Here is a 12579-nt window from a genome sequence, read left to right as displayed (position 1 = left end):
AAAGTAAACACATATGTTTACCATATCGTATTAAATAATTTTAAACAAGAGGAAAGCTGTGAAACTTACAATAATCATCTTAAGCTTTTTAGGACTAGGAACAATCATGGTTGGATGTAGCGCACTGGGGACAAGCCCAAGTAAAGAAAGAATAGACAAGTATAAGTCTTCTAAGAATTATAATTTAAAAGAAGAGAAATTTGAAAATAGACTTCCAAATATTGTCGATGAAATGATGGATCGAAATTTTACTTTTGGAAGCATCTTCAACTTCTTCAAAAGTCATCCAAATAGAAAACCAGAGAAGCTATTACCAGAAATAAAACCAGACCTTGCAAGCTTCCTTGAGCCTTCTAAAGAGTTGAAGTCCATTTGGTTTGGACACTCTACTATTCTTCTCAATATGGATAGTAAAATTATTCTAGTTGATCCCGTCTTTTCAAAGGCCGCTTCCCCTGTGAGTTTTGCAGTTCAACGCTTTCAACCACCGGTTTTAAAATTAGAAGAACTTCCAAAGGTAGACTATATCTTGATTTCCCATGATCACTACGATCACTTAGATATGGAATCTATTAAATTCTTTAAAGAAAAAGATATTAAGTTCATTACCCCTCTTGGAGTTGGAGCTCACCTCGAGGGCTGGGGGATCTCTAAAGAGAAAATCATAGAGAGAGATTGGTGGCAAGGTGCAGAGTTTGAAGGTATCAAATTTATTGCCACTCCTTCACAACACTTCTCAGGTCGAGGATTAATGGATAGATGTAAAACTCTTTGGGCCTCGTGGGTTCTTCAGTCAGAAAATCATAATATCTACTTCAGTGGAGACTCCGGCTATGATACGCACTTCAAAGATATTGGAGATAAGTATGGCCCATTTGATGTCGCATTTATTGAAAATGGTCAATACAATGAAAAGTGGGAAGAGGTTCACTTACTGCCTAAGCAGTCCATTCAAGCATATAAAGATTTAAGGGCCAAGAAGTACTTCCCTATTCACTGGGGAATGTTTGTTCTATCTATGCACACTTGGAATGAACCTATGCAAGAGATTTTCAAGCTCTCAGAAAATAATGAAGTCAACTTAGTCGTTCCTAAGATTGGACAAATTGTAAATCTCTCAAATGACTTTACTAATGAATTCTGGTGGAGGGATTAGTTTTTCTAATCCCAAGACTAATTGGTCCAGTAATTTTTACACCCATCTCGTATTCCCAAAATTGCACAGGTAGATTCTCGTCATCAAACTCTAAAAAGGACATTTTTATGAAATCTATCAGTGCAATTCTGATCTTCTTAGCAATGAATTCAACACTTGCATCACTCAACTGTACAACTCCCTCTGAAGTTTACACAACTAAAGAAATGGTTATCAACCAATTCGCTCTCAACAATGGAAATGCGAACTGGGGAGACTGGTGTTATGAAGTTGATACTCAAGAAGAAAGTAGCGCTTGTACAAAAGAATTAAACCAGTGGGATGCATGGGTAGATTGTACAGATAGTAAGTTTGAAACGAGCTGTAAGGAATGGGCCGACAAAGAAGGTTTCGCCTCTACAGAGAGAGAGTTAAACGAGTTCGTAGAAAAATGCGTTAAAGTAAATTATGAAAACCTTCTCGATTAATTCAAAAAAATATTTAAATTAAAAGAGTGAGGTCTATGGCCTCACTCTAGATAAAACTCTTATTAAAAACTAAATACATCAAATCTGTAGTAATTCCTAATCCTCTTCTTATTGTATCTTTTTACATTTAGGTATTCTAAATTCTTCAACCCTTTGAGGATCATTAGTATGAAGAAATTGGATACGGTTATCACCATCTTGTCTCTCATTAAACCCTCTATAGATTGGGACTTGAACGACATTCTCTACATATTGACCTTGAATCTGACAATTATAATAAGAAGATGCTTCGCAGTTCTTATTACTATTGAAGACACGCTCCACTTCCATACGATACTCTCTAACGAGCTCTCGCTTAAGTCTCCAATTACTCACCTTCCACTCATATTCTTTTCGCGTCTTAATACTAGCTAGGGTCTCATTATCTTTAATACATAATTCATGAACTTTATATGATCTTGGATTAGTGGCGTGATGAATCTCTGGCCAACCTATATAATTGCGCCTACTACTCATCTCCTCTTTCCAGGTTCTCCCCGTTCCACCAATGATTCCACCAATACCATCTTTTGCTAATGAGCTAAGACCTATTAATAAACTTAATGTAAAAATAAAATACTTCATCATATTACTTGCTCATGCTATCTGTAGCGTTAAACGTAAAATACCTCATGGCACCTTTATACTCTTTCATCTTTGCAACTTCTAACTTTTTATAGAAGGCCTCTGTATCTATGCGAAGCCATTCTTTATAACCTTCTTCATTTAGAGAATTTGCATAGAATGACATGACGTTATTATTTGTTTCCTGTGAGTTTGTTGGTTTAGAGAAAACCTCACTAAATCGAAGTCCAATAAACTTAAGAACTTCCCCTTCAACACTAGGAGCATGAGGAGAGAGTTCATAAACTCCCTTATCTACAGCTCTTAAAATTTTCAGTTCACTCATGCGCTCTAAGAGCTCTAGGCCGTATTGACCGTAGCGATAGCCAATTGCGCTCTCATTAACACCACCGGTTGCTGCCTGAACGAAGAGCTCACAGATGACTGGATCTTTTTTAAGCATTTCTAAGAAGTCATAGTCCAGATTCTTTTTCTTCTTAAGTTTTCTCGCAGTCATTTGATTTAAGTAATTACTTAAAGATGGAGCAACCTTAGAGAGAATTAACTCTTCATCCTCAGTTTCCAAAATCACTGCATAGAGAGCAAAGATCGTATCGTATGTCGGTCTATTGGTTTTCTTTAAGAGACGCTTGATGGTCTTCTCACTAATAGCAGATTCCTTAGCAAGGACACGTATTGCAAAACTCTTATTTGGAAAATTAGAAATAAAAGACTCAAGGTCTAGTCGAATTTGCTCACAGTAGTCAGAGCAGGTGTGAGAATCGCTAAGAGTTTTCTCACTATTTTCAGTATCAAAATTCATAGAGTCGAAATATAGCATTAAACAATTATCAGATGGCCCAATATGTAATATTTACGCGAGACAAATAGTCACAATTTCAAGCACTTAAGCCTCAGACTTTGTTTAAAATAAAGAACGAGACGCCCTATTTACTAGGACGCCTCTCACACTTCACACTAAAACAATCTCATCTTCTTACATACAAGTTGGGATTACGATCGTTTCCGTTTTTCTAAGATCATCATTTTGTCCGTAAAACTTTACTGTTCTAACTTCAGATTGGAAGTATCTTACAGTCTCCCACTTAAGGCAGTTGCTATCATCTCTTCCACCCCATCTTGCACAACGCTTTCTTGTAGACTCTTGAGGTTGAGTCGCTGCAAATACACCGTATCTAGTACATCTTCTCTCATCATTTGTTGTCCATCTTGTACACTTTCTAATATTTGCTTTAAAGTTCTCACCATCAAAGCATAGAGATTTACTATAGGCCGCAGAAACATAAGTAGAATCTTTTTGAAAGTGAATCTTATCTCCAGTTACATAAGCAAATGAAGCAGTTGAAAGTAAAATTGAAGTTAACGCTAATAATTTTTTCATGTTTCCTCTCCTATAAGGTTAGTTATTAAGTTTTAAAAACTTATATTTGTTTGATGACTGAGTTATAGGAAAGGGAAAATTATTCGTAAATTTATTGAGTTAAAATCTTATTTTTATCAAGACACGTCCAAGGGAAAGGGCCTCTCTTTTGGGACATGTTCAATTCCTTGTCCAAAAGTTAAGATTATTACATAGATCGGAAGTAATCAGCAGTGCATATCATAGTAGTTACAGTGAAATCCAATACCTCATTTTTCTAATTCCACTGGGTGTATCGATAATATTCTCTAACACACCATTATTCTTTTCAATAGTTCTCTGAGATCCAAGGTTCCCCTCATCACAAGTGACTAGGGCCCTATCAATTCCTGCTAAGTTACTTCTAATGTACTTTAATGACTCCTCTAGAATACTAGTCGCGTAACCCTTTTGGCGATGCTCAGGAACAACACCATATCCAATGTGTCCGCCAACTTGAAGCAAATGCTCTGTGAGTTCATGCCTAATTGAGGTGCGACCTATAATTTCGCCTTTATCGTTGAAGGCAAATAAGAAAGTACAAGGAACATGTCCTTTAGGTAGATGAAGACCTTTTGAAAATTCAGGTAAAATTCTAACGTATCTAGAAAAGTCTTTTTCAGCCAATGTCTCCCAGTAGTGAGCAAAGGGAAAGTCACCCCATTGTGCATTATTGGCCCTGTGAAATTGTTCTTCATCTGAAATTTTTAAATGTCTTAAAATTATCTTACTCATTACATTCCCTTAATGCCCAAGCCAAATATTGAGAAAGCGCAGCACCTCATCGTATACGATACTTACCTCTGTAGAGTCTGTCTTCTTTGACTTAGCGATCGAAACACTATGAGGAGCAAACTTTTGACTGGGATAAATATACTTGAGCTTACCACTTAGAATTTGTTCCTGCGCCACTTTCGTTGGCAAGAGCCCTACTCCAAGTCCAGAACTCGTGAGACTCAAAACTGTTTCAAGATTCATGCAATGATGAAAAGTTTCGAAATTCTTGGTCATCTCCTTCATAGAGTCCCCCTCTAGAGGCGATGGGAAGTAGATGAGAGATTTAGTAAAAGATTTTTCAAGTTTATTTGATTGATAAAAGCAGAAGTGATCATCATAAACAACTTTAGATACTATCTCTTTACTTCTATTCTTTCCCACAAAGACAGCAAAGTCTATTTTTCCTTTTTTAAGCTTACTTAGTAGATCATCACTACGACTAGTATAGAGACTTATAGATAGTTTTGGAAAAAGAGAATTCATATACTTTATAAAGTCAGGAAAGAAATATCGAGAGATACTATCGTAAGTTCCAATCGTGATCTCTCCGTGTAGCTCTTCTTCACTTTGATTGAGAGAAAATTCTAACTTATCCACAGATTGCAAAATGCGTTTACCTTCATCGTAAAGTAATTGCCCATCTTTTGTGGTTGTAATTCCCTGACGGGAGCGAATAATTAATTGTGTCTCAAGAAGGTCTTCAAGTTGTTTGATGACTTTAGTTAACTGTGGTTGTCCGACTCCGATTGCAGCAGAGGTCTTTCGAAGAGTACCATGCTCAACACAGGCCACAAAATAATTGAGTTTCTCTATATGATCGCGAAGGCGCATATGATTCCTTTTTAGAATCACTATATATCTCTTTTGAATTATGCGCAAGTTTTCTAGTTTGTTAATCTGCCTGTGTAAGCTAATCAAAAGGGAGAAGAATATGAATCAAACTGCTGTCCATACAATAAATAGACAAGACCTGGCCTGTATGACGGAAATTACACTTGAAGGAGAAGTCACACAGCTTGGTGAAGTTAGAAACTTTAAGTCTCACCCATATTTAAAGACACATATTCCTGAGGATATTTCTATCAGCTGGAGCGCTCTTAGATCTGGCGAGTCATTAAAGGAGCACTATCACCCATGTGCCAGTGTTCTCATCATTACAGAAGGCCAAGGGCGCAGTACCGGAGACAGCCAAGTGGATATTAAGGCCGGCGACGTAGTGTATATCCCTGAGTGGAATTTACACGGCTTTATCGGAAAAGGTGAAAACGGATTTAAAGCGCTCTCTATTCAATTTCAAGAAACTGCAATTTTTGAATCAGAAGAAAACCCTGAAACGACATACTTTGATCGTGAGTCAGTGCCTCTAGAAGAGAGACAACTTCAAATCATCACCAGAGAAGAGCTCCCTAGTATTCATGAGGCCATCGTTGGTGGTGTTCACCATAACCTTGGAACTTTAAAAAACTTTTCAAGTAATACTCTTTTGCAGGAATTATTTCCAAGTAACTTCTCTTGCTCCTGGGTAAAGCTTGAGAATGGTCAAAGCCTTGCGCCCCATCGTCATCAAGAAGATAGCATGATTATTCTTACAGAGGGAAAAGGTTGTTTTGCAGCAGATAAGGAGTTCCCGCTAAAGAAAGGTGATATTGTTTTCGTTCCAGAAGGTGCAAACCATGGCTTTAAGACTGAGGCCAATCAATCATTTTGGGCATTATCAGTACAATTTAACCCTACAGGTCTTTATGAGAATCAAGAATCTCCAAGAGTGAATTTCTTAAGCAAGTTTGATCAGCTGATTGAAAGAAATAATCAGATAGCACAGGACTTCTACAATAATAACCACACATTTAAAATAAGTATCGACTCACTTGAAAAGCAAAACACCCTACTCGATTGTCTGCAGGTTATGAGCGATCACTTTCAAAGATTAATGTATTTGAGAGTGGGGCTTTGTGACTCTAAGGCCCATGGCAAAGTCTTTATGGAACACTTTCTTGAAGAACTAGGTCATAACAAAAGTCTTGCAAAGGAGCGCAAGAGAGAAAAGATCTGGGACCCAATTCTAGAGTCAAGTTGTGCTTGGTTTGTTCAAAGAAATTATCTTCTAGACAATAGCGAGCGAATCATCATGGTGCAAATGGTCCTTGAAAAATGCGCCCACTTATTCTACTCACACTTTGCAAATACTCTGCAAGAAAAGAGCGAGCATATTAACTCCCACATGCATGCCGACGAAGGACACGATGAAATGGGACTAGACCTTCTTAGGGACGAGCCAGACTATAAATACGAGCGCTACTTTGAACTGCAAAAAGAAAGCTGGTCAATTATGAACCTCTTCATTCATCGAATTGGTGAGTTGCTTTAAGTGAATGTTTTTTGACATTGAGATTAAAGCAACAAGTGCTAAATATTCGTAAGAAAATTTAAAGTATTCTATTTGAACCTAGATAATTATTTATACCTTTAATGACCTCACCAATAGTCTCAGGACAATTATCAAGCTTCTTCATAAATAACTCCCAATTTGAACTAAGCTCTATACTAAAATCTTCTATGAGCTGAATTTCAGTGTCTCTTGCGATTGTTTTAAGCTTGGCCCTTATTGATTCAACACTCATTTAGTATTTTCCTTTTGATCAGTGAGCCATGATACATAGTCTCTAAACTTATCTCTATCAATTGTAGGATAGTCTTTGCCCCTTGCCTCAGCAATCTCTCTCATTATCTCTAGAACCTTTTTTACTTTAAGTTTTTTTGCTGTATTAAGAAGTGCAGGAATATTTACTTTTTCCTGACTCATGTAAGAGCGAAGTGAAGTGATCGCGGCTTCCTCGTCGAGATATTTAAAAGCATCACAGACACTTCTTTCAGGCGTCGTTATCTTCACCTTAACTCCAGCAATGTTTTTACTTATTACTCCAGTAACAAGATCCCTTGGTCGAATAAATCTAGTTCTCTTTCGACCTTTTGGAATAGGATGATTATTTGGAATTGCTAGCCAATAATCCTTTTGAATCTCATCAGTAATGTCCCAATAGCTAAGTGCTGAAACTAGGCAAATTACAGAACCCTTTATGCTCTTTGCTGTCAGTACAAGTTCATGAAACTCATAATCAACTTCGACATCGTAATCTGAGAATATGTAAAGACCTCTGCCTATACGCTCAATATCACCTCTATTTGTATAAAAAGAAAGCATTCGAGAACTCACTCCGTGCTCTAATGCATCTTTTGTTTGGAAACTTCTATTCCCAATTATGTCTCTAAGCTCTTTTATTTTGTTTTCACTCATGTAACTTACCTATGTCAAAAAAATATGATGACATCAATATATTACACTACTTTACCAAGAAAGTGTAACTTATATATGTCAATTATAATACACGACATAAAGTTATTACAGAAAATATGAAATACAAAAGCATTACCTATAATAATATTAAATAGTTAGGCAGATATAGAAATTGGCTCATAAGAGTAGCGATACTTCACCACTCATATGTATACTCCAGTATACATTACATACCTTTTCATGATTTTCTCAACAAAAGTCTACTTGAGTAGACATTTAAACATTAAGTCCGTCAGAGTCTTCAAATAAACGATTAGAAATCATCAAGAAATGGAAAGTTATCTGTCTTTTCTATGCACGCAATTAGATATAAGGCCAAGCCAATATCACCTGTAAATAGTGTGTACTCGTTCTTACGTTGTGAAAGGCAATGCATGGCAAACTTCCTCGCCCTTTCTAGCCACATTTCATTCCCTGTTCTTTTATTCAATTGTAGGAATGAAAATCCATTTCCATCAGTTCCATGACAAATGCCAACACCCTTTGTGAGTGGTCCAGCTCTCCATATGAGTTCGCCGGCCTTTACGAGTAAGCTCTCTACTACAGGGTCATTTTGAGGGTACCGCTTTAGACTATTTATAATTCCCGGAGCTCCATGACACCATTGAGTTAATGGTTTAAGTTCAGGGTTCGAAGGAAATACTGGCGCCCAATTAACTGCGCCATCTTCTTCAATTGCTAATTCGTCTAACACCAATTTTATATGCGATAGGACATACTCTTTATCGTCAGATTTTAACAAATCAATATTCTTTAAAATTCCAAACATATTACCAAAGTAACCATGCCCAGCTCCAGTATATCGAACTTTCTTTCCATACAGGTCCTGCTGCCAGATTAAGTTTTCATCACTCTGTTCTTTTAGCTTAGTAATAAGGTACTCAGCATTCTCAACGAATAGCTCTCTCCATTCATCTTTCTTAGTTTTGTCATAAAACCAACTCGCAGCAATCATTGTCCCAGGAGCTGCCCACAGGGCCTCAAGAGTTGGATTTTCTATATTGCTTTTAACTAAGTGAAATAATTTATTCTCTAAATTCTTAGACGGATTTACCAAGTATTCGACGAGTAATATTCCTACTTCTCCTAAATATAGAGATGGGACAACACTTTCTGTATCTGGATTTTTTAAGTAAGCCGCATAAACTTCAGAAATAACTTTCTTAGGATCTAGAGACAAAGGCCTATTTAAGAATTTCGATATTTCTAAAAGACCAAATAAAGCTCCAGCTTTTCCAAAGTACATTGTTTGCTTTTCAATACTATCAAAGTTTTTCTGAGAGTCCTCATATATAGACTCTATACAATCAATGACTTTTCTTTCATCCCAATTAACAGTGGTTAATTCTTCATGTCTTTCTGGATTGTAAATCATGTGACCTCAGTTCGATATTTGAATACTAGGTCTATAGTCTAACTAGAGAGGTTTTGGATGTAAATTAAGTGGTGGAGGTGCGACAGACTAGCGACGCTCTGTTTTCATAAAGAGCACAAAGCGAAGTGTAGCCAAAATAGCCACGACGGCCCATTCTTTCGATAAACGTTATCACTACTCTTTTGTGTAACGTTTGGGTGAATTCATTTTAATACTAATCAAAAGTGTAGGCAAGTCACCCGGTAAGGCACCAATGCTTTGTCGGTAGAGAAAATAAAAAACTTATTACGACTCATATTGCACATCTTCAACATCATCCCGAGCCTGCTGTATTTGCATGCTACTTATTTTCAAGCATGACCTCACTTGGCTGGCTTGATGGGCTCAAGAGATGCCAAAGTCCCGAATGCAAGAAATTCTTTATCGGTCGATCTAATGTAAAGTGGTGTTCTAAAACTTGTGGTTCAAGAAGTAGAGTTAAAAAGATGAGAAAAAAGAACAAAAGTTAGTTAATAAAACTACTATTAGCTCTAGCTCCAAATATCTTGATAGGCACTATATATAGTATCAATCGTTTGAGATTTTTCTGCAGTAATTCGACTAAGGAAATCTGTCATTAAGAAATCTTCGTCTCCAAATGGATTAAGTTCTGATGTCTCAATTTCATTTCCTCTATCAATTGAAAAGAATTTAACATAGTCAAAATTAACGTCGAGTTTTTTAGACTTTAAAATATACTCAACAAATTGGGATATACCTTTCTTGAAGTCCTCCATCTCACCAACACTGTCCCCAGGGTAATAAAAGACAGGCTGTAAATTATATTTTGGAAAATAGCGATCTTCGTGCCGCGTTATTACCAACCTCCAATATGACTTGAGCAAGAGGTTAGAAAGCTCATCATTTGGTGTATTCAAGGTGAAATCAGTCCCCTCCCTAAGAATCCGACACCTCCAATTATTCTCTAAAGAGTAATCCCCTAGGTCAATGAGATCACTTTCCAAAATTTGATCTACGTCTTGATATGTTCTATGATTACGATCTTCGATTAAAATGCCTGCATCATTTATCTTATCTAGAAGCTGTTCTGGGTTATCTACGTTTGTAAAAACAATACTTCTACGAAGGTCCAGATCACTATTGTTTACCACCTGGGGTAACACTAAAATCTCTAATAACTCTCCAACACTATCTTGTTTTGCAAGAAATTTATGTAAACCTTTTAATATATTTTTTCTTTTCACTTATTCTCCGTACAACTCTTCTGCATAAATAACTCCAATTTCGGAGTTTATTAATTCTTGTATTTTTCTGAATTCAGTTTTTCCCTTTAATATATTACGATCAGGTAAAAGAACAAAACTAATATCGCTTCGTTTTAGCTTTACCTTCTCAAAAGTCCTCCATTCTCTCTCCTCATATATCTGGCTGAAAGTTTCTGTATTTGACTTAGAAGTATAACCATCATCATACTCACTAAACTCTGTAGGTATCTTAGAGTATCTCTTTAAGCGAAACTTACGTTCTTTTGGATCTTTCTTTGAGAAATGATCCTTCATGTTTAAGAAGTCACTCTTATTTCTAATTGGCCTGTAGTGTACAGGTAAAAAGTCATTTACTTTTGATTGAAGAACATCTTTTCTTACTCCAATCCCAATATCACCATACTTTTTCATATGTTCAGGTAAATGATTTATGGGTATATCACAAAAACATAGAGCTTTAGGTTCTTCGATCAAGTATGTTTTATTCTCATCAAGAGTAGAGATTGAATTCAATGTCCCCCAGTTTGCCATAAAATTATCTTCGGCAAAGTCAAATTGTCTCTCATAAAACTTACCATTCCCAATATATCGTTCTAAAACAACTTCTTCTGAGTCATTGATCATAGATTCAAGTCTAGTCAGGATTTCCCGATATGAACTAAGTCTATCTTTCGCATCTACATAGTCTACAGGTTTAGGCCCAAGAAAGTGCCAAAAGATCTTAGATATATAACTTAAGCTTTTATAATTACTCATAGCAAAACTCTTATCGTCTTTTCCAATTTCCATTTTCATCAAAGTTAAAGCTTCGCTCGAACCCACAAGCATTCCATATAAGATCGAAAGAAGATTTCAATACTGACAAAGCTGAAAAGTTTTCAATATCTTCTATATATATTTCGGGCAAAATCAAGTCATCCTTATCAATGGTCGTTTTATTAAAACGTGGAAGAAAGCCAGATCCTATAGCCATTTCATAACCTCTCACTCCTAAAAGGCTTAAGTATAGAATTGCAGGACCTGAAACTCCATCTCTAGCAAGGTAGCCCAAAACTCTATCAGTGAACTTAATCAAATCTTCTTCATACGAAACGCTTGGAATTAACTTTTGTTTGTCTTCCCCCCTCTCTCCTATCGAAAACGCATCGACACTTTCGATCACACCATTCCTATATACCTGAGTATATGAATAATTTTCTCCTCCACTTTCATAAGAACTAGCCCAATATGTATAAAACCCATCGTAATTTAATCTTTCATTACAAGAAGCTCCTGTTACTGGAAAGTAACCTAATCGATCATTCTGATTTATTTTTGACAGGTCGATCTTTGGATTTAAAAAATTATCTATTGGAATTATGTGAAGAATAATTTTTGGGCTACTTACAAGTTCAACAGGTGTATCATTAGACAGGATACTTCCAATACGTTGATTCCTAAATTCTTTGATTTTAGTTCTTAAATTATTTCCACCTAATATAGATTCTCTTATCTCTTCCATTCCCATCTGATATTTACTAGCATTTGCTCTTCTCCAAAACCTACTACTTCCTTTAAAGGTAACCATGTGGGGAGGATTAATACTTCGGGGAATAAATATTACAAGTACAATCTTCTCATCGACCTCAAGCTGTGCCATTTTTAAACCAATCACTCTTGGCTCAATACTATGTCTTACAGATTCGTCAATTTTGCGAATAACCTCATCAAGATTAACACTTAAACCGCATACAGAAGAAGGTAATCCTGTAGTCTTTCCTTCATCCCTTTTTTCATCGATACCATAAAGAATTACCCCACCACCGATATTGCAGAATGAGCAAATATCAGCAAGGAGTTCTTTTTTTTCTTTATCATTATTAAAATGGATATCTTTTTTGTATTCCAAATGTGCATTTTCAATCACTTCATTTTCGATAAGTGCTCTTATTTCAGCCTCATTTATCTCTGATATGTCAGAATAGTTCATAAATTCTCCATCGCTTTCTAATCCGCTTAAATCTTTTTTTTAAAGATGAAATTTTACTGTAAGGAAATAAAGCATTCTAATACGTCATACATGTAAAAAGACTCCATCCACCTGAAATCACGCAACTTCATGGAAGCAGTATTCCACACCTAAACATATCAATTTTATCATTTGTTGTCACAAAAACTAGAA

The 12579-nt window shown here is 36.2% G+C and carries 15 protein-coding genes; 4 read left to right on the top strand and 11 right to left on the bottom strand.

Features of this window, described 5'->3' with window-relative positions; translation table 11 throughout:
• Window positions 1-58: 58 nt before the first annotated feature.
• Both BMS_RS03955 and BMS_RS03950 read left to right on the top strand, forming a co-directional pair.
• Entirely contained in the window at window positions 59-1156 is a 1098-nt protein-coding gene (locus tag BMS_RS03955; protein ID WP_014243497.1) for an MBL fold metallo-hydrolase, read from the top strand.
• Between the two features lie 107 nt (window positions 1157-1263).
• Complete coding sequence (locus tag BMS_RS03950) at window positions 1264-1623, top strand: hypothetical protein (RefSeq protein ID WP_044557268.1); 360 nt, start codon at window positions 1264-1266, stop codon at window positions 1621-1623.
• Between the two features lie 108 nt (window positions 1624-1731).
• Here the strand turns inward: BMS_RS03950 and BMS_RS03945 are convergent, their stop codons facing one another.
• The 5 genes from BMS_RS03945 to BMS_RS03925 all read right to left on the bottom strand — a co-directional run bounded on the left by BMS_RS03945 (window position 1732) and on the right by BMS_RS03925 (window position 5254).
• Window positions 1732-2250, bottom strand: a complete 519-nt coding sequence (locus tag BMS_RS03945; protein ID WP_014243495.1) for a hypothetical protein — start codon at window positions 2248-2250, stop codon at window positions 1732-1734.
• A gap of 1 nt (window position 2251) precedes the next feature.
• Window positions 2252-3067: a hypothetical protein gene (locus BMS_RS03940; protein WP_014243494.1), complete on the bottom strand. Its 816-nt coding sequence runs from the start codon at window positions 3065-3067 to the stop codon at window positions 2252-2254.
• 156 nt (window positions 3068-3223) lie between these two features.
• Window positions 3224-3628 (bottom strand): hypothetical protein, encoded by a 405-nt coding sequence (locus tag BMS_RS03935; RefSeq protein ID WP_014243493.1) that lies wholly within the window; start codon window positions 3626-3628, stop codon window positions 3224-3226.
• A 228-nt stretch (window positions 3629-3856) separates the two neighbouring features.
• Window positions 3857-4381, bottom strand: a complete 525-nt coding sequence (locus tag BMS_RS03930; protein ID WP_014243492.1) for a GNAT family N-acetyltransferase — start codon at window positions 4379-4381, stop codon at window positions 3857-3859.
• Between the two features lie 9 nt (window positions 4382-4390).
• Window positions 4391-5254 (bottom strand): LysR family transcriptional regulator, encoded by an 864-nt coding sequence (locus tag BMS_RS03925; RefSeq protein ID WP_014243491.1) that lies wholly within the window; start codon window positions 5252-5254, stop codon window positions 4391-4393.
• Between the two features lie 100 nt (window positions 5255-5354).
• Between BMS_RS03925 and BMS_RS16695 the strand changes: the two genes are divergently transcribed.
• A complete protein-coding gene (locus BMS_RS16695; RefSeq protein WP_052590570.1) occupies window positions 5355-6791 on the top strand; it encodes a cupin domain-containing protein in 1437 nt (478 codons plus the stop codon).
• Window positions 6792-6849: 58 nt separating this feature from the next.
• Here BMS_RS16695 and BMS_RS03915 read toward each other — a convergent pair whose 3' ends face one another.
• The 3 genes from BMS_RS03915 to BMS_RS03905 form a co-directional block, all read right to left on the bottom strand.
• Window positions 6850-7044 (bottom strand): hypothetical protein, encoded by a 195-nt coding sequence (locus BMS_RS03915; RefSeq protein WP_014243489.1) that lies wholly within the window; start codon window positions 7042-7044, stop codon window positions 6850-6852.
• On the bottom strand, window positions 7041-7718 hold the full coding sequence (locus BMS_RS16690; protein ID WP_014243488.1) for a type IV toxin-antitoxin system AbiEi family antitoxin domain-containing protein: 678 nt from the start codon (window positions 7716-7718) through the stop codon (window positions 7041-7043). Before BMS_RS16690 ends, BMS_RS03915 begins: the two co-directional genes overlap by 4 nt.
• 313 nt (window positions 7719-8031) lie before the next feature.
• Entirely contained in the window at window positions 8032-9153 is a 1122-nt protein-coding gene (locus tag BMS_RS03905) for a lanthionine synthetase C family protein (RefSeq protein ID WP_014243487.1), read from the bottom strand.
• Between the two features lie 356 nt (window positions 9154-9509).
• Between BMS_RS03905 and BMS_RS17980 the strand changes: the two genes are divergently transcribed.
• Entirely contained in the window at window positions 9510-9662 is a 153-nt protein-coding gene (locus BMS_RS17980; protein ID WP_083885943.1) for a CGNR zinc finger domain-containing protein, read from the top strand.
• A gap of 21 nt (window positions 9663-9683) precedes the next feature.
• Here the strand turns inward: BMS_RS17980 and BMS_RS03900 are convergent, their stop codons facing one another.
• The 3 genes from BMS_RS03900 to BMS_RS03890 are packed head-to-tail and all read right to left on the bottom strand — an operon-like array spanning window position 9684 to window position 12387.
• Window positions 9684-10397 carry a hypothetical protein gene (locus BMS_RS03900; protein WP_014243486.1) on the bottom strand — a complete coding sequence of 238 codons (714 nt, stop codon included), beginning with the start codon at window positions 10395-10397 and terminating at the stop codon, window positions 9684-9686.
• Complete coding sequence (locus BMS_RS03895) at window positions 10398-11174, bottom strand: abortive infection system antitoxin AbiGi family protein (protein WP_157868236.1); 777 nt, start codon at window positions 11172-11174, stop codon at window positions 10398-10400.
• A gap of 10 nt (window positions 11175-11184) precedes the next feature.
• Entirely contained in the window at window positions 11185-12387 is a 1203-nt protein-coding gene (locus BMS_RS03890; RefSeq protein ID WP_014243484.1) for an AlbA family DNA-binding domain-containing protein, read from the bottom strand.
• Window positions 12388-12579 lie beyond the last annotated feature (192 nt).

This window comes from Halobacteriovorax marinus SJ (assembly GCF_000210915.2).
GTDB lineage: Bacteria > Bdellovibrionota > Bacteriovoracia > Bacteriovoracales > Bacteriovoracaceae > Halobacteriovorax > Halobacteriovorax marinus.
This window is presented reverse-complemented; position numbering and strand designations above follow the sequence as displayed.

Coding starts and splice junctions, on each gene's coding strand:
- BMS_RS03950 (WP_044557268.1), top strand. CDS start 1,264: ATGAAATCTATCAGTGCAATTCTGATCTTCTTAGCAATGAATTCAACA.
- BMS_RS03945 (WP_014243495.1), bottom strand. CDS start 2,250: ATGATGAAGTATTTTATTTTTACATTAAGTTTATTAATAGGTCTTAGC.
- BMS_RS03940 (WP_014243494.1), bottom strand. CDS start 3,067: ATGCTATATTTCGACTCTATGAATTTTGATACTGAAAATAGTGAGAAA.
- BMS_RS03935 (WP_014243493.1), bottom strand. CDS start 3,628: ATGAAAAAATTATTAGCGTTAACTTCAATTTTACTTTCAACTGCTTCA.
- BMS_RS03930 (WP_014243492.1), bottom strand. CDS start 4,381: ATGAGTAAGATAATTTTAAGACATTTAAAAATTTCAGATGAAGAACAA.
- BMS_RS03925 (WP_014243491.1), bottom strand. CDS start 5,254: ATGCGCCTTCGCGATCATATAGAGAAACTCAATTATTTTGTGGCCTGT.
- BMS_RS16695 (WP_052590570.1), top strand. CDS start 5,355: ATGAATCAAACTGCTGTCCATACAATAAATAGACAAGACCTGGCCTGT.
- BMS_RS03915 (WP_014243489.1), bottom strand. CDS start 7,044: ATGAGTGTTGAATCAATAAGGGCCAAGCTTAAAACAATCGCAAGAGAC.
- BMS_RS16690 (WP_014243488.1), bottom strand. CDS start 7,718: ATGAGTGAAAACAAAATAAAAGAGCTTAGAGACATAATTGGGAATAGA.
- BMS_RS03905 (WP_014243487.1), bottom strand. CDS start 9,153: ATGATTTACAATCCAGAAAGACATGAAGAATTAACCACTGTTAATTGG.
- BMS_RS17980 (WP_083885943.1), top strand. CDS start 9,510: ATGACCTCACTTGGCTGGCTTGATGGGCTCAAGAGATGCCAAAGTCCC.
- BMS_RS03895 (WP_157868236.1), bottom strand. CDS start 11,174: ATGAGTAATTATAAAAGCTTAAGTTATATATCTAAGATCTTTTGGCAC.
- BMS_RS03890 (WP_014243484.1), bottom strand. CDS start 12,387: ATGAACTATTCTGACATATCAGAGATAAATGAGGCTGAAATAAGAGCA.